The sequence below is a fragment of the Streptomyces carpinensis genome (assembly GCF_002154505.1).
Taxonomy (GTDB): Bacteria; Actinomycetota; Actinomycetes; order Streptomycetales; family Streptomycetaceae; genus Streptomyces; species Streptomyces carpinensis.
In genome coordinates this window covers 13344-28983 of sequence record NZ_MUBM01000215.1, presented here as the reverse complement: position 1 = coordinate 28983, position 15640 = coordinate 13344, and the positions used below count along the sequence as shown (strand labels likewise).

The following is a 15640-nucleotide window of genomic DNA, read 5'->3' as shown; positions in this document are numbered from 1 at the left end:
GTGGGGGCGGTGACAAGCCCTGGACGGCCTCCTAGAGGTCGACCTCCTTCATCAGCATGCCGACCTCGGTGTTGGACAGGCGGCGCAGCCAGCCGGACTTCTGGTCACCGAGGGTGATGGGGCCGAAGGCGGTGCGGACCAGCTTGTCCACCGGGAAGCCGGCCTCCGCGAGCATGCGGCGGACGATGTGCTTGCGGCCCTCGTGGAGGGTGACCTCGACCAGGTAGTTCTTGCCGGTCTGCTCGACGACCCGGAAGTGGTCCGCGCGGGCGTACCCGTCCTCCAGCTGGATGCCGTCCTTCAGGCGCTTGCCCAGGTCGCGCGGGATCGGCCCGACGATGGCGGCGAGGTAGGTCTTCTTCACGCCGTACTTGGGATGGGTCAGCCGGTGCGCCAGCTCACCGTGGTTGGTGAGCAGGATGACGCCCTCGGTCTCGGTGTCCAGCCGGCCGACGTGGAAGAGCCGTGTCTCGCGGTTGGTGACGTAGTCGCCGAGGCACTGCCGGCCCTCCGGGTCCTCCATCGTGGAGACGACACCCGCGGGCTTGTTCAGCGAGAAGAACTGGTAGGACTGCGTGGCGACCGTCAGGCCGTCGACCCTGACCTCGTCCTTCTCCGGGTCGACCCGGCGGCCCTGCTCCAGGACGATCTCGCCGTTGACCTCGACCCGTGCCTGCTCGATCAGCTCCTCGCAGGCACGCCGCGAACCGTAGCCCGCGCGAGCGAGGACCTTCTGCAGCCGCTCGCCCTCCTGCTCGGCGCCCGGGAAGGTCTTGGGCAGCTTGATGTCCTTCTTGCCGGCGTACCGCTCGCGGTTGCGCTCCTCGGCGCGCGCCTCGTACTCGCGGGAGCGCGCGGGAGCCGTACGGCCGCTGCGGGGCTGGGGCTGCTTGGGGCCTCCCTTGGCTCCGCCGCGGGCCGCGCCGCCGCGCCCCGCCTTCGGGCCGTCCTTGGTGGCGCCGGGGCCGACGTCGTAGCGGCGCTCCTCGGGGCGGGGCTTGCGGGGGCGGCCCTGCCCCTGCTTCTGGTCCCTGTCGTTACCGGCACCGCGGTAGTTACCGCGCCCGCCGCTCTTGCCGCTGCCGCTGCTTCGCATCAAAGTTCCGTCGTCGTCGTGTCAGTCATCTGCGTCCCGGGACCGTCGTCCGGGTCCGGGGCGTCCGGGTCGAACGACGGCACGGCTTCCTGGGTCTCGGCCTCGATCGCCTCCGCCTCCGGGAGGAAGGGCGCGAGCTCCGGGAGCTCGTCCAGACCGCGCAGGCCCATCCGCTCCAGGAAGTAGTTCGTCGTCCTGTACAGGATCGCACCTGTTTCGGGTTCCGTGCCCGCCTCCTCGACCAGCCCGCGCTGGAGCAGGGTGCGCATCACGCCGTCGCAGTTGACTCCGCGCACGGCCGAGACCCGGCTGCGGCTGACCGGCTGGCGGTAGGCGACCACCGCCAGGGTCTCCAGCGCGGCCTGGGTGAGCCGGGCCTGCTGCCCGTCCAGGACGAAGCCCTCCACGGCCGCGGCGTACTCGGGGCGGGTGTAGAAGCGCCAGCCGCCGGCGATCAGCCGCAGCTCGAAGCCGCGCCCCTGCACGGTGTACTCGTCGGCCAGCTCGCGCAACGCGTCCGCGATCTGCCTCCGCGGCCGCTGAAGCGTCTTCGCCAGCTGATCCTCGGTCACGGGTTCGTCCACGACCATGAGGACGGCCTCCAGGGCGGGCTTGAGGTCGAGGTCGGCGACGGTGGTCGGCGCGGCCGGGGCCTCGGCGGTCTCCTCGCTCACGGCTTCTTCTCCTCCTTGGACTCCTTGCGCTCCTTGGGCTCCTCCGGTGGCCGGTCGAACTCGTCGGTGACCATCGGCGCCGCTTCCCCGTCCCCTCCGGTCCAGCGCACGATCAGCTCGCCGAGCGCGGCCTCCTGCTCCAGGGCGACGGCCTTCTCCCGGTACAGCTCCAGCAGTGCCAGGAAACGGGCCACGACGGTCAGCGTGTCGTCGGTGTCCTCGACGAGCGCGCGGAAGCTGGCCTCGCCGAGTTCCTTCAGGCGTGCCACGACGATCCCGGCCTGCTCCTGCACGCTGACCAGCGGGGCGTGGATGTGGTCGACGTACACCTGGGGCTCGGGCTTGGGCTGCATCGCCTTGACCGCGAGCCTCGCGAAGCCCTCGGGGCCGATGCTGATCACGACCTCGGGCAGCAGTTCGGCGTGGTGGGGTTCGAGGCCGACGGTACGGGGATGGCGGAGTGCCTCCTCGTCCAGGCGCCGGTTGAAGATGTCGGCGATCCGCTTGTACGCGCGGTACTGCAGCAGGCGGGCGAACAGCAGGTCCCGGGCCTCCAGGAGGGCCAGATCGGCCTCGTCCTCCACCTCGGCGGCGGGCAGCAGCCGGGCCGCCTTGAGGTCGAGCAGCGTCGCGGCCACCACGAGGAACTCGGTGGTCTGGTCCAGGTCCCAGTCCGGGCCCATGGCCCGGATGTGCGCCATGAACTCGTCGGTGACCTTCGAGAGAGCGACCTCGGTGACGTCCAGCTTGTGCTTGGAGATCAGCTGGAGGAGGAGGTCGAAGGGGCCCTCGAAGTTGGACAGGCGCACTGTGAAGACGCCGTCGGAGGGTTCGGGCTCCCCGGCGGGCGGTGCGGCCATGGTCGGGGCGGGCGGTGAGGCCTCGACGGGCGCCCACTCGGGCGCGACCACGTCAGGCACCGGCTCCGGTGCGGCCACTTCGGGCTCCGGCTCGGGTGCGACGATCTTCGACTCGGGTGCGGCCTCCTCGGGCTCCGGCCCGGGCGCGACGATCTCCGGCTCGTCCTCTTCCGCAGGCTCCTGCCGGGACGGCTCAGGCTCGGGCTTCGGCGGCTCCGGTTCCAGGTCCGCCACGGGGACCGCCACCGGGGGCGCCGCGGGCGCGGCACCGGGCCCCCGCCCCAACGCACGCCGACGGCCGGCGTTTGCGCCGGGAGCGGGAACGTCGTTCGAGGTCATGGCCCCCGCAGGCTACCGCTACCGCCCGCGGAGCCGGCGTACGAGGATGCTGGCGTCCCCGCGGCTCTCCAGGTCGGCGAGGACCACGGCCACCGCCTCGCGGACGATACGGCCGCGGTCGACGGCAAGGCCGTGCTCGCCCCGGAGCACCAGGCGGGCGTGCTCCAGGTCCATCAGTTCCTCGGCGGACACGTACACCGTGATCTTCTCGTCGTGCCGTTCCCGGCCGCTGGGCCGGCGTGTCGCGGACCGGCCGCGCTTGCGCGGCTGCGCGGCGGCGGCATTCGCGGCGCCGTTGGCGGCAGGACCCTCCTGCGCGGCCTGGTGCCGTGCGGAGCGCTCCGCGGCCGGAACCGCCGGGCCCCGGCTGCGGGACTCGCCGGCCTCGGCCGGGTCGGCGCCGGCCGCGACGTGCTCCGCGCCCCCGCCGTCGCCGCCCTGCGCGGGCACCGACTGCGGGGCGGCGTCCTCCGCCGGAGCCGCCGCCGGGTCGCTCTCCCCCGCGGGGGCGGGCACCCTGGCCTCGCCACCCGGCTGGCGCCGGGGAGTGGACGCCTGGAGCGCCGTCCCCCCTGTCGTACGGAACAGTTCGTCGGCCCCCGGCAGACTCACTCGGCGTGACACCGGGCGAGCACCTCCCTGGCGAGCTGGCGATAGGCGGCGGCACCGACGGAGTTGGATGCGTACGTGGTGATCGGCTCACCGGCGACCGTGGTCTCCGGGAAGCGGACCGTGCGCCCGATGACCGTGTGGTACACGTGGTCGTCGAACGCCTCGACGACACGCGCGAGCACCTCACGGCTGTGCACGGTGCGCGAGTCGTACATCGTGGCGAGGATCCCGTCGAGCTCCAGGTCCGGGTTGAGGCGCTCCTGGACCTTCTCGATGGTCTCGGTCAGCAGCGCGACACCACGCAGGGCGAAGAACTCGCACTCGAGCGGCACGATCACCTTGTGCGCGGCCGTGAGGGCGTTGACGGTGAGCAGACCGAGCGAGGGCTGGCAGTCGATGACGATGTAGTCGTAGTCGTCCATCAGCGGCTTGAGCGCGCGCTGCAGCGTGGACTCGCGCGCCACCTCGCTCACCAGCTGGACCTCGGCGGCCGACAGGTCGATGTTGCTGGGCAGCAGGTCCATGTTGGGGACCGCGGTCTTCAGCAGGACCTCGTCCGCGGACATGCCCCGCTCCATGAGCAGGTTGTAGACGGTGAGGTCGAGCTCCATGGGGTTGACGCCGAGACCCACCGACAGCGCGCCCTGCGGGTCGAAGTCCACGAGCAGCACCCGGCGGCCGTACTCCGCGAGCGCGGCACCCAGGTTGATGGTCGACGTCGTCTTGCCGACGCCGCCCTTCTGGTTGCACATCGCGATGATCTTCGCGGGACCGTGGTCGGTCAGCGGACCCGGGATGGGGAAGTACGGCAGCGGCCGTCCGGTGGGACCGATGCGCTCGCGGCGCTGGCGCGCCGCGTCGGGCGCGAGCGTGGCCGCGTACTCGGGATCGGGCTCGTACTCGGCGTCGGGGTCGTAGAAGTGCCCCTCGGGCAGTGAGTCGTAGTCGGCGAAGTGGTTGTGGGGCGCGCCACTTCCGTCGCCGGCCATGGCGTTCACGTGATGGCCATCCATGCTCTGGTGTGCTGACTGGGTCACCCCTTGCATCCGGTGACCCTGGTGGGCTGCGAAGGTGCGCACAGCAACGGAGCCGACAGCCTCGAGCCCTGCGGAGCCCTGGCCCCGCACAGGCGTTCCTGGTTGACCACCCCCGGGAGAAAATGTCGACTCATTCACAAGTCGTCTTACCTCCTTGGTGACCAGGAAACTTCTAGACAGGTCAGCGTGGCACCATGCCGACGATTGGCGACTCTATGGCGTGTCGGCGGTCCGCAGCAACACAATCCGCCGGACCCGGCCCGATGTGTCGGCAATGAAACATCCCTCTGTCAAGGGCGTACGACCGTCGCACGGCAGGTTTCACCGGTGCGTGAATCGGTCGAATGGTTGCGTTCGAGGCGAGTTGACCGAGTGCGGCGAAGTGACCATACACACATCCGGCCGGACCTTGTGGGGCAAGGTCCGGCCGGTTGCCTGGCGTTGACGACTCGTGTTGACGTATCGCCTTGTGCGTAAAGACGACTTGACGACGACTCGGCCGCGAGGTCAGCCGAGCAGGGTCTCGAGGTCCACGTGCTCCAGGCCGTGAGCCTCGGCGACCTCCTTGTAAACCACCTTGCCGTCGTGGGTGTTGAGGCCCTTGGCCAGCGCGGCGTCGCGACGCAGCGCCTCCACCCAGCCGTTGTTGGCCAGCGAGACGATGTACGGCAGCGTGGCGTTGGTCAGCGCGTAGGTGGAGGTGTTGGGCACCGCACCGGGCATGTTGGCCACGCAGTAGAAGACCGAGTTGTGGACCCGGAAGGTCGGCTCGGCGTGCGTGGTCGGGTGGGAGTCCTCGAAGCAGCCGCCCTGGTCGATCGCGATGTCGACAAGGACACTTCCCGCCTTCATCCGGGACACCAGGTCGTTGGTGACCAGCTTCGGGGCCTTGGCGCCCGGGATGAGGACGGCGCCGACGACGAGGTCCGCGTCGAGGCAGGCCTTCTCGAGCTCGAAGGCGTTGGAGACGACGGTCTGGATCTTCGTACCGAAGATCTTGTCGGCCTCCTTGAGCTTGTTGATGTCCTTGTCGAGCAGGGTCACGTGGAAGCCCAGGCCGATGGCGATCTGCGCGGCGTTCCAGCCGGAGACACCGCCGCCGATGATGACGGCCTTGCCGGCCGGCACGCCCGGGACACCGCCGGGCAGCACGCCGCGGCCGCCGTTCGCGGCCATCAGCTGGTAGGCGCCGACCTGCGGGGCCAGCCGGCCGGCGACCTCGGACATCGGGGCGAGCAGCGGCAGCGCGCGGTTGGGGAGCTCGACGGTCTCGTAGGCGATCGCCGTGGTGCCGGACTCCAGCAGGGCGTCCGTGCACTCCTTGGAGGCGGCCAGGTGCAGGTAGGTGAAGAGGATCTGGTCCTTGCGGAGGCGGTGGTACTCCTCGGCGATGGGCTCCTTGACCTTCAGCAGCAGGTCGGCGGTGGCCCAGACCTCGTCGGCGGTGTCCAGGATCTCGGCGCCGGCCGCGACGTACTCCTCGTTCGGGATCGAGGAGCCGACGCCGGCGTTCCGCTCGACGACGACCTGGTGACCGTTGCGCACCAGCTCGTGCACGCCGGCGGGGGTGATGGCCACCCGGAACTCGTTGTTCTTGACCTCGCGGGGGATGCCGACCTTCACGTCGATCACGGTCCTTGACTCAGGGAATGTGGGGCAATAAAGACGTACCCCGGCATGCGGGGGCATACCAGGAGACACCGCAGGAGAACGAGCGGCAGAGCCAGTTTAATGAAGGTGTTCTCGCTGTCTAGCCTTTCATTGCATCAATCTTCACCGGATGTGCTGCGGATTTCGCAGGCGTCAGCACCGCGTTCCCCTGGTGTGTCGTCCCTTGGGCCCGGCTCGTCCTCCGCCGGGGCGTCGCCGACCGGCCGGATCTCGCCCGAGAGCAGGCGCTCGGCCGCGCCGCGGTGCAGGCCCGCGGCCGCCGGGTCGCCGAGCCGCTCCAGGGTGTCGGCGAGCCGCAGTTGGAGCGCGGCCTGCAGCCGCACGTCCCCGGCGCGACGGGCCCACTCCCCGGCCTCCTGGCAGGTGCGCAGGCACTCCTCGGGGCGGCCCGCGTACTCCTGGACGCGGGCCAGCTCGCTCAACGCGCGGGCGTGGGCGGCGACGTCGCCCGTCCTGCGGTGCGCGGCGACGGCGGCCCGCCAGTTGCGCAGCGCCTCGCCGTAGCGGCCCGCGTAGGTGTGCGCGGTGGCGATCCGGCCGTACAGCCGGGCGGCGTCCTCGTGTTCACCGCGCGCCAGCCGCTGGGCGAGGGCCCGCCCGTACCAGTCGGCGGCGCGGTCGTGGTCCCCCAGCTCCTGGTGGGCGCTGCCTACGGATTCCATCGCGCGGCCGGTCGCGTACGGGTCGTTCGCCGCGCGTCCGGCGTCCAGTGCGGCCCGGTAGCGGGCCAGCGCCTGCGCCGTGCGGCCGGTGCGGGCGTCCAGGTCGGCCAGGTTCAGCAGGGCGGCGGCCTGCTCCCGGGGCAGCTGCTGCCGTTCGGCCACGTCGAGGACAAGGCTGTGGATGCCGTACAGGTCCGCGGCGGCGGCCTGGGTGCCGAGGTGGGCGACCATCGCCCGCACCAGCTGGGACATCAGGCGGCGGGCCAGGGTGTCGAGCTCACCGTCGGCGACCGCGAGGCGGGCAGCGGCGAGCAGGGCCGGCCTGCGGGCCAGCAGCCAGTCCTCGGCGGCCCTCGGGGTGGCGAAGCGCAGCGCGGGCGGCAGGCCTTTCAGCCGCTCGCGGGTCTCGGGGCTGTCGGTCTCGGTGATCGCACGGCAGGACTGGAGCAGCCGTACGGTCCGCTCCAGCATCCGGGCCCGGGCCAGCTGCAGCTCGGCGGGGCGGTCGTGGCGGTCGGCGAGGGACTTCAGCAGGGGGTGGAGACAGCCGGGCACCTCGTAGCGCGGCAGCGGTCCGGGAACGGCCCGCAGCAGGCCGAGGGCGGCGAAGTCGTCGAGCAGCTCCTGGGCGGCGTCGAGCGAGCAGCCGGCGAGCGCGGAGGCGGTGTGCGGGTCGATGTCACCGGCCGGGGCGAGGGCGAGCAGGCGCAGCATCCGGGCGACGGAGCCGGGCAGGGCCGCGTGCACGACCCCGAGGACGCGGCCGAGGGCGTCGCCCTCGTAGGGGTCGGCGTGCAGCTGCTTGGCGAGGTCGGACACGGCCGCCTTGGGGCGGGCGGCGAGCCACCCGCCGGCCAGGGCGAGGGCGGCCGGCTGGCCCTGGCAGACCTCGACGAGGGTCTCGGCGGCACGCGGGTCGACGGTGATGCGTACGGGGTCGATGTGGTGGGTGAGCAGTTCCACCCCGGACTTGGTGTCCAGTCCGCCCAGGGTGCAGGGGCGGACGTCGGCGATGCCGGTGAGCGGGCCCCGGGAGACCGCGACGAGCAGGCAGTCGGCGTTGTCGGGCAGCAGCGCGTCGACCTGCCCGGCGCCGGCCGCGTCGTCGAGCAGGAGCAGTACTCGGCGCTCGGCGAGGGCGTCCCGCAGGGCCTTCGCCAGGTCGTCCTCGCCGGCACCGGGCGGGCCGGGCAGGTCGAGCGCGGCGAGCAGGTCGCGGGCGGCGCGCTCGACCGGCACGGCAGTGCCGTCGGGTTCGGTGAGCCGGGCGCGCAGCACGCCGTCGGGGTAACGGTGGGCGACCTGCCGGACCAGTTTCTCGGCGAGCGCCGTACGGCCGGAGCCGGGCCGCCCCGCGATGAGGAGCACCCGCGCGCGGGGGGCCTTGCGGCCGGAGATGGTGTCGAGGCCGGCGCGCTCGATGTCGGCGCGCAGCTCCTTCAACTCCCTTGTGCGACCCAGGAAGAGGCGCGTCGTGGCCGCCGGCGTCCGGTCGTCTCCCGACAGGTTCATGCCGCCTGCGTCCACCGCCTGATCCGTCACGGGCCACACTCCCGTCCCACCGCAACGCGCAGGCCCGCCGTGGCTCCCGTGCGGGCGCTGCGCCTGCTCCTCGGCTCGCTCGCCTCGGGGGCGCTGCAGCACCTTCGGCTCACTCGCGAAGAGCCTAGTTCACGCTCTGCGACGTTCCGGGAGCAGCATGACGAGCACCGCAGGCACGTCGCCCGATCGGATCAGGCGATGGTCACACCGGACGCCGCGCGCCGGGCCCGTCCGGCTCATCCGGGAGCCCGCCGCAGCAGCGAGTCGCACGGCACCCCCGGGTCGTCCGAGCCCACGCACAGCTGGGTGGCGCCCCCGGTCTCGACGGCGCCGGACCGAGGTCGTCCGCCCCCGCACCGGAGGCGGTGGCCGGTTCCAGGGCCACCCAGCCGCCGTTGCCGCTCAGGAACCAGGTGCGGTGGTACTCGTCGTCCCGTCGACCCGCCGGCCGAGGGCGAACACCTCGGCGGGCAGCGCCGCGGCCCGGAAACGTCCGTCCGCGTCGGGCCGGATCCGGCCACGCCCGTCCACCGTGTCCCAGGCGCCGACGACCGCCGAGCGGGACGGGGCCGTCGCCAGGTGCACCTGCCGGCCCTCACGGCGCCGACCCGCCCGGGTGACGGCCGCCGCCGTCGCCGCGACGGCCAGGACGCCCGGCGCGATGCTTCGGCGTGTCGCCGTCAGGACTCGAAGGGACGCGCCGGCCAGGGCGCCTCCGCCGGGCGCAGCGCGTCCAGCCCGTCGCCCTGCCGCGCCGCGAGCAGCGCCAGGACACCCACCACCAGGCAGTTGTTGTGCAGCTCGCCCGCGAGCACGCCGCGCACCAGCTCCGCCACCGGCACCCGGGCCAGCTCCAGGTCGGTCTCCTCGTGCTCCGCCGCGAAGCGCTCGCCCTCCGCCTCGGACAGGTCGCGGGCGAGGAAGATCCGTACGGCCTCGTCGCAGCCGCCGGGGGTGGTGTATAGGTCGGTCAGCACCCGCCAGTCCTCGGCCTTGACGTGCGCCTCCTCGTACAGCTCGCGGCGGGCGGCGTGCAGCGGGTTCTCACCGGGCACGTCGAGCAGGCCGGCCGGGATCTCCCACAGCTTCTGCCGCACGGGGTGGCGGTACTGGCGGATCACCAGCACCCGGTCCTCGGCGTCCACGGCGAGCACGGCCACCGAGCCCGGGTGGACCTGGTAGTCGCGCGTGGCCACCGACCCGTCGGGCATGACCACCTCGTCGGTCCTGACCGAGGTCTTGGCCCCGGTGAACGGGGTCGAAGTCCCCCGGATCTCCCACTCCTCCGGGGCGTCCTTGATCGTCATGCCCTGTCCTTCCCCACACGTACGAAAGCCGGGGTGCCCGCCTTTGAAGGCCTGCACCCCGGCAACCGTACAACCGGGTGTGTTACTTCGAGTTCTTCCGCTCGACCGAGGCCTTCACCAGGCCCGCGAACAGCGGGTGCGGGCGGGTCGGGCGCGAACGCAGCTCCGGGTGCGCCTGGGTGGCGACCAGGTACGGGTGGACGTCGCGCGGGTACTCGACGTACTCGACGAGCTTGCCGTCCGGGGACGTGCCGGAGAAGACGATGCCCGCCTTCTTCTCCAGCTCGGCGCGGTAGGCGTTGTTCACCTCGTAGCGGTGGCGGTGCCGCTCCTCGACGTACTCCTTGCCGCCGTGGACCTCCCGCACGATGGAACCCTCGGCCAGCTTGGCCGGGTACATGCCGAGCCGCATGGTGCCGCCCATGTCGCCCTCACCGGCGACGATGTCGAGCTGCTCGGCCATGGTGGAGATGACCGGGTGGGCGGTGGCCGGGTCGAACTCGGTGGAGTTGGCGTCGGAGATGTCGGCGAGGCTGCGCGCGGCCTCGATCACGATGCACTGAAGGCCCAGGCACAGGCCGAGCAGCGGGATCTTGTTCTCGCGGGCGTAGCGGATGGCTCCGACCTTGCCGAGCACACCGCGGTCGCCGAAGCCGCCCGGGATGCAGATGCCGTCGACGTCGCCGAGCTGCGCCTTGGCACCGGCCGGGGTCTTGCAGTCGTCGGAGGTGACCCACTTGATCTTCACCCGGGCCTTGTTGGCGAAGCCGCCCGCGCGCAGCGCCTCGGTCACCGACAGGTAGGCGTCGGGCAGGTCGATGTACTTGCCGACCAGGGCGAGGGTGATCTCGTGGTCGGGGTTGTGGACGCGGTCGAGCAGGTCGTCCCAGGTCGTCCAGTCCACGTCACGGAAGGGCAGGTCCAGCTTGCGCACCACGTAGGCGTCCAGGCCCTCGGAGTGCACGACCTTCGGGATGTCGTAGATCGACCGGGCGTCGGGGCAGGCCACGACGGCGGCCTCGTCGACGTCGCACATCAGCGAGATCTTGCGCTTGATGGCGGTCGGCACCTCGCGGTCGCAGCGCAGCACGATGGCGTCCGGCTGGATACCGATGTTGCGCAGCGCGGCGACCGAGTGCTGGGTCGGCTTGGTCTTCAGCTCGCCGGAGGGGCCGATGTAGGGCAGCAGCGAGATGTGGACCACGAAGACGTTGTCCCGGCCGACCTCGTGGCGGACCTGGCGGACGGTCTCCAGGAACGGCAGCGACTCGATGTCGCCCACGGTGCCGCCGACCTCGGTGATGACGACGTCCACCTCATCGGTGGCCATGCGGCGGATACGGTGCTTGATCTCGTTGGTGATGTGCGGGATGACCTGCACGGTGTCGCCCAGGTACTCGCCGCGCCGCTCCTTGGCGATCACGGTGGAGTACACCTGGCCTGTAGTGACGTTGGCGGTGCCGTCCAGGTCCCGGTCGAGGAAGCGCTCGTAGTGTCCGATGTCCAGGTCGGTCTCGGCGCCGTCGTTGGTGACGAACACCTCACCGTGCTGGAAGGGGTTCATCGTGCCCGGGTCGACGTTCAGGTACGGGTCGAGCTTCTGCATCACGACCCGCAGGCCCCGCGCCTTGAGCAGCATGCCGAGGCTGGAGGCGGTGAGGCCCTTGCCGAGCGAGGAGGCGACACCCCCGGTGACGAAGATGTGCTTGGTCGTCGTGGATTTGGGCGGCATGGCCAAGAGGGGGCTCCCGTGGTCGCGGTCTGTCGTGCGGTACGGCTGTCCGGCCCGGGGAACCCGGGTTGTCCGGCTGGGGCGCCGTCGCTGCGGTTCGGGGGTTTCGAGCCCACCGGTCCACGGGCTACCAGGGTATCAGCGCCTGAGGGCGATGGCTTCCGGCCACGCTCCGCACACACCCCGACACGGGTGCGCACCGCTTACAGTTTCCTCACCCGTGGCTCACTCGTTCGGCGCATGCGGGTTGCCGGGAGCGGCACGCGGATCATGTACGTGCGTCGTATCCTGCTCGGACACTCGCTGCCGAGCCCGGCCGGCAACACGGCACCACCCCAGCCCGTATAGACCGGAACAACAAGAGCTCGTCAGTTCGTTGAGCAGAGGTTGTCGTTCTGCCCCAGGGCCGACCGACGGTCGTTTCACCGCTCGACGACGCATTACAACCACCCCTTGACCGCACTAGCGACAGCCCCTTTCGTGGGGTGTGACGTGGCCGTTCGACTGGAGTTGCACGTGGCCGGGCGCATCGAAGACTACGCACTCATCGGAGACATGCAGACCGCTGCCCTTGTCTGCCGGGACGGGACGGTCGACTGGCTGTGCCTGCCCCGCTTCGACTCGCATGCCATCTTCGCCGGTCTGCTGGGTACCGAGGAGCACGGCTTCTGGCGGCTCGGCCCCGCCCACCCGGCCGACGCGGCGGCGCCGGCGGCGGCCCGGCGGAGCTACCGCGGCGACTCGCTGGTCCTGGAGTCGGAGTGGGACACCCCGCGCGGCACGGTCCGCGTGACCGATTTCATGCCCCCGCGTGACGGCGCCCCGCAGCTGATCCGCATCGTGGAGGGCGTCACGGGCCGGGTCCCGATGCGCTCGGCGCTGCGCATGCGCTTCTCCTACGGCCGGGTCGTGCCGTGGGTGCACCGGCACGAGTCGCGCACGGTGGCGGTCGCCGGCCCGGACTCCGTGTGGTTCGACACAGAGGCGGAGACCTACGGCGAGTCGTTGACCACGTACGCGGACTTCACCGTCGCCCCCGGTGACCGGATCGCGTTCACCATCTCCTGGCAGCCCTCGCACAAGGAGCCGCCGCCGCTGCCGGAGCCGGAGCAGTCGCTCGAGGCGACGGAGGACTTCTGGCGCGAGTGGGTCGCGCACTGCACGTACCACGGCCCCTACCGCGAGGCCGTCATCCGCTCCCTGATCACGCTGAAGGCTCTGACGTACGCCCCGACGGGCGGCATCGTCGCCGCGCCCACCACGTCCCTCCCGGAGGACATCGGCGGCGTCCGCAACTGGGACTACCGCTACACCTGGCTGCGGGACGCGGCGATCACCCTGTCCTCCCTGCTGCGCACCGGCTACCGCGAGGAGGCGCGCGCCTGGCGCGAGTGGCTGCTGCGGGCGGTCGCCGGCGACCCCGACAACCTGCAGATCATGTACGGCATCGCCGGTGAGCGAGAACTCGGCGAGGCGGAGCTGGACTGGCTGCCCGGCTACGAGAACTCCGCGCCGGTCCGCGTGGGCAACGGCGCCGCGCACCAGCTCCAGCTGGACGTCTACGGCGAGGTCACCGAGGCACTGCACCTGGGCCACATGACGGGCCTCGCCCGCAACGACTACGCCTCCCTGCTCCAGCTCAAGCTGATCCGCTACCTGGAGAAGCACTGGCAGGAGCCGGACGAGGGCATCTGGGAGGTGCGCGGGCCCCGCCGCCACTTCGTGCACTCCAAGGTCATGGCGTGGGTCGCCGTGGACCGCACGATCAAGCTGATGGAGTCCGGCGACGTCGACGGCCCGCTGGAGCGGTGGAAGGAGCTGCGCGAGGAGATCCACCGGGACGTGTGCGAGAAGGGCTACGACAAGGAGCGCAACACCTTCACCCAGTCCTACGGCTCGCGCGAGCTGGACGCCTCCCTGCTGCTCATCCCGCAGATGGGCTTCCTGCCGCCGGACGACAAGCGGGTGATCGGCACCATCGAGGCGATCCAGCGCGAGCTGTCCACGCCGGACGGGTTCATCCTGCGCTACCCCACCGACGGCGAGCACAAGGGCGTCGACGGCCTCCCCGGCGACGAGGGCGCCTTCCTGGCCTGTTCCTTCTGGATGGCCGACGACCTGGCGATGATCGGCCGCGTGGACGAGGCGAGGAGGCTCTTCGAAAAGCTCCTGTCGCTGCGCAACGACCTGGGGCTCCTGGCGGAGGAATGGGACCCGCGCCTGCAACGCCAGGTGGGCAACTTCCCCCAGGCCTTCAGCCACGTCCCCCTGATCGACACGGCCCTGAGGCTGACGGCGAGCGGCGCGTACGGAGGCTGAACCGCGCCATGGAGGCGGCTCGGCGGCCCTAACGCCGAGCCGCGCTGTTTCGCCTCACCGCGACCCCACGAGTCCGGGCGCCTGAAAGGCAACCGCCCCCAAGGCTGCCCACCCCGCAAAGTTGCAGGTAGCGTCCGCTTTCATGGACCGCAGTTTCGACACCGAGGGCGCCGGGATCACCGTCCAGCGCGCCCTCGACCTCCCCGGCCTCCGCAGCGGCCTCCCGGAGGTTCTCGCCGGCGCCGACCGTCTCACCCGCACCGTGCGCTGGGTGCACGCCGGCGAGGTCCCCAACATCGCCTCCCTGCTCAAGGGCGGCGAGCTCCTGCTGACCACCGGTTACGGCCTGGGCACCCGCCCCGCCGACCAGCGCGCGTTCGTCCGCACCCTCGCCGAACGCGGTATCGCCGCGCTCGTCGTGGAGCTGGGCCCGCGGTTCGCGCGGCTGCCCGCCGCCCTCGTCGAGACGGCGCGCACCGCCGGTCTCCCGCTCGTCCAGCTGCACCGCGAGGTGCCGTTCGTGACGGTCACCGAGGAGATCCACACGGAGATCGTCAACGGGCACTACGCGCTGCTCCAGCGCGCCGAGGAGGTGCACCGCCGCTGCACCGAGGCGTTGCTCGGCGGCGGCGGGGTGCCGCAGGTGCTCGGCATCCTGGCCGACTTCGGTGGCAACCCGGTCTTCCTGGAGACCCCTGACGGCCGGCTGCTGTACGCGGCCGGCTCCGGACCCGAGGGCGCCGATCCGCTCCAGGTCTGGGAGGGTCTGCGCGGCCAGCACAAGGACGCCCCGCCCCCGGCCGGCTCGGTCCTGGTGGACGTGCCGGGTGGCGGCCCCGGCTCGGGATCGGTCCGCGCGCGGCTCGTGCTGCTCCCGGTCCGCTCGCCGCTCGCGCCGGTCCACCGCATGGCCGCCGAGCGGGCGGCGGGCATCCTGGCGGTCGTCCTGATGCAGGCCCGCCAGGAGGAGGAGCTGGCGGCCCGCGGACGCGGCGACTTCCTCACCGATCTCGCCGAGGGCCGTATCACCGCCGAGGACGCCCCCGCCCAGGCCCGCGTCCTCGGCTTCAAGCCGGGCAGCAGCCCGCTGCTGCCCCTGGTCATGCGGCTGGGCGACGCCCTCGCTCCGGGCGGCGGCTGGGCGGTGCTGGCGCGTGCGGTCGCCGAGGAGCTGGCGGCGGTGGGCGTGCCGGTGCTGCTGGGCGTACGGCCGGTGGAGGGCCGGGTCCTGCTGCTGGTCGGGCTGCGTTCGGAGGCGGAGCGGGCGGCGGTCGCCGACCGGGTCGCCGGGGCGCTGCGAGCCGGTGTGGAGCGGGCCGGGATGCGCCGGCCGGGTGCGCAGCCGCCAGTGGTGGTCGTCGGGGTGGCAGGGGGCTGGGCGGCGGCCTCGGCGGGCCTGAGGCACGCGGCCGAGACGGCGACGGCGGCGCTGGGGCTGCCGGAGAGGGCCTGGTACGACGCCCGCCGCCTCGACATCGACCTGCTGCTGTGGCGGCTGCGCGACCACCCGGACCTGGCTGCCTTCGTGGACCGCGCGATCGGCCCGCTGCGGGACCACGACCGGCGTTCGAAGCCGCCGCTGCTGCCCACTCTGCAGACGTATCTGGCCCACGCGGGCCGCAAGGCGGAGACGGCCCGCGAGCTGCACCTGAACCGGCAGACCCTCTACAACCGCCTCGCCCGTATCGGGGAGTTGCTGGGCACCGATCTGGACGACCCGCAGACGGTCCTGGCGTTGAGCCTCGCCCTGCGCGCCCGCCGGCACGTTCCCTGACCGCCTCCGACGCCC

The 15640-nt window shown here is 72.0% G+C and carries 12 protein-coding genes; 2 read left to right on the top strand and 10 right to left on the bottom strand.

All coding sequences use genetic code 11. The features are described from left to right. Window positions 1-31: 31 nt before the first annotated feature. The 10 genes from BZY54_RS27885 to BZY54_RS27840 form a co-directional block, all read right to left on the bottom strand. The gene (locus tag BZY54_RS27885; RefSeq protein ID WP_086728094.1) at window positions 32-1096 is read right to left on the bottom strand and encodes a pseudouridine synthase; all 1065 of its coding nucleotides are present in this window, start codon (window positions 1094-1096) and stop codon (window positions 32-34) included. Further along, window positions 1096-1770 (bottom strand): SMC-Scp complex subunit ScpB, encoded by a 675-nt coding sequence (gene scpB, locus BZY54_RS27880; RefSeq protein ID WP_086728093.1) that lies wholly within the window; start codon window positions 1768-1770, stop codon window positions 1096-1098. The genes BZY54_RS27885 and scpB overlap by 1 nt, the downstream gene beginning before the upstream one ends. After that, window positions 1767-2969, bottom strand: coding sequence for a segregation and condensation protein A (locus BZY54_RS27875; protein ID WP_107419833.1), 1203 nt, complete (start codon window positions 2967-2969; stop codon window positions 1767-1769). Before BZY54_RS27875 ends, scpB begins: the two co-directional genes overlap by 4 nt. 18 nt (window positions 2970-2987) lie before the next feature. Beyond that, the gene (locus tag BZY54_RS27870; RefSeq protein WP_167414078.1) at window positions 2988-3593 is read right to left on the bottom strand and encodes a hypothetical protein; all 606 of its coding nucleotides are present in this window, start codon (window positions 3591-3593) and stop codon (window positions 2988-2990) included. After that, a complete protein-coding gene (locus BZY54_RS27865) occupies window positions 3578-4627 on the bottom strand; it encodes a ParA family protein (protein ID WP_086728115.1) in 1050 nt (349 codons plus the stop codon). Before BZY54_RS27865 ends, BZY54_RS27870 begins: the two co-directional genes overlap by 16 nt. Window positions 4628-5125: 498 nt before the next feature. Next, window positions 5126-6250: an alanine dehydrogenase gene (ald, locus tag BZY54_RS27860; RefSeq protein WP_086728091.1), complete on the bottom strand. Its 1125-nt coding sequence runs from the start codon at window positions 6248-6250 to the stop codon at window positions 5126-5128. 134 nt (window positions 6251-6384) lie between these two features. Further along, window positions 6385-8493: a tetratricopeptide repeat protein gene (locus BZY54_RS27855; protein WP_167414076.1), complete on the bottom strand. Its 2109-nt coding sequence runs from the start codon at window positions 8491-8493 to the stop codon at window positions 6385-6387. Window positions 8494-8895: 402 nt separating this feature from the next. After that, a complete protein-coding gene (locus tag BZY54_RS27850) occupies window positions 8896-9078 on the bottom strand; it encodes a hypothetical protein (protein WP_086728090.1) in 183 nt (60 codons plus the stop codon). 95 nt (window positions 9079-9173) lie between these two features. After that, entirely contained in the window at window positions 9174-9800 is a 627-nt protein-coding gene (locus BZY54_RS27845; protein WP_086728089.1) for an NUDIX domain-containing protein, read from the bottom strand. Window positions 9801-9882: 82 nt separating this feature from the next. After that, window positions 9883-11532 (bottom strand): CTP synthase, encoded by a 1650-nt coding sequence (locus tag BZY54_RS27840; RefSeq protein ID WP_086728088.1) that lies wholly within the window; start codon window positions 11530-11532, stop codon window positions 9883-9885. Window positions 11533-12048: 516 nt separating this feature from the next. Between BZY54_RS27840 and BZY54_RS27835 the strand changes: the two genes are divergently transcribed. Both BZY54_RS27835 and BZY54_RS27830 read left to right on the top strand, forming a co-directional pair. Beyond that, complete coding sequence (locus tag BZY54_RS27835; RefSeq protein WP_086728087.1) at window positions 12049-13851, top strand: glycoside hydrolase family 15 protein; 1803 nt, start codon at window positions 12049-12051, stop codon at window positions 13849-13851. A 142-nt stretch (window positions 13852-13993) separates the two neighbouring features. Further along, complete coding sequence (locus BZY54_RS27830; RefSeq protein ID WP_086728086.1) at window positions 13994-15625, top strand: PucR family transcriptional regulator; 1632 nt, start codon at window positions 13994-13996, stop codon at window positions 15623-15625. The last annotated feature ends 15 nt before the right edge of the window (window positions 15626-15640 follow it).

What these genes read in the sequence shown, in the direction of transcription:
- BZY54_RS27885 (WP_086728094.1), bottom strand. Translation starts at nt 1,096, where the DNA reads ATGCGAAGCAGCGGCAGCGGCAAGAGCGGCGGGCGCGGTAACTACCGC.
- BZY54_RS27875 (WP_107419833.1), bottom strand. Translation starts at nt 2,969, where the DNA reads ATGACCTCGAACGACGTTCCCGCTCCCGGCGCAAACGCCGGCCGTCGG.
- BZY54_RS27865 (WP_086728115.1), bottom strand. Translation starts at nt 4,627, where the DNA reads ATGCAAGGGGTGACCCAGTCAGCACACCAGAGCATGGATGGCCATCAC.
- BZY54_RS27845 (WP_086728089.1), bottom strand. Translation starts at nt 9,800, where the DNA reads ATGACGATCAAGGACGCCCCGGAGGAGTGGGAGATCCGGGGGACTTCG.
- BZY54_RS27840 (WP_086728088.1), bottom strand. Translation starts at nt 11,532, where the DNA reads ATGCCGCCCAAATCCACGACGACCAAGCACATCTTCGTCACCGGGGGT.
- BZY54_RS27830 (WP_086728086.1), top strand. Translation starts at nt 13,994, where the DNA reads ATGGACCGCAGTTTCGACACCGAGGGCGCCGGGATCACCGTCCAGCGC.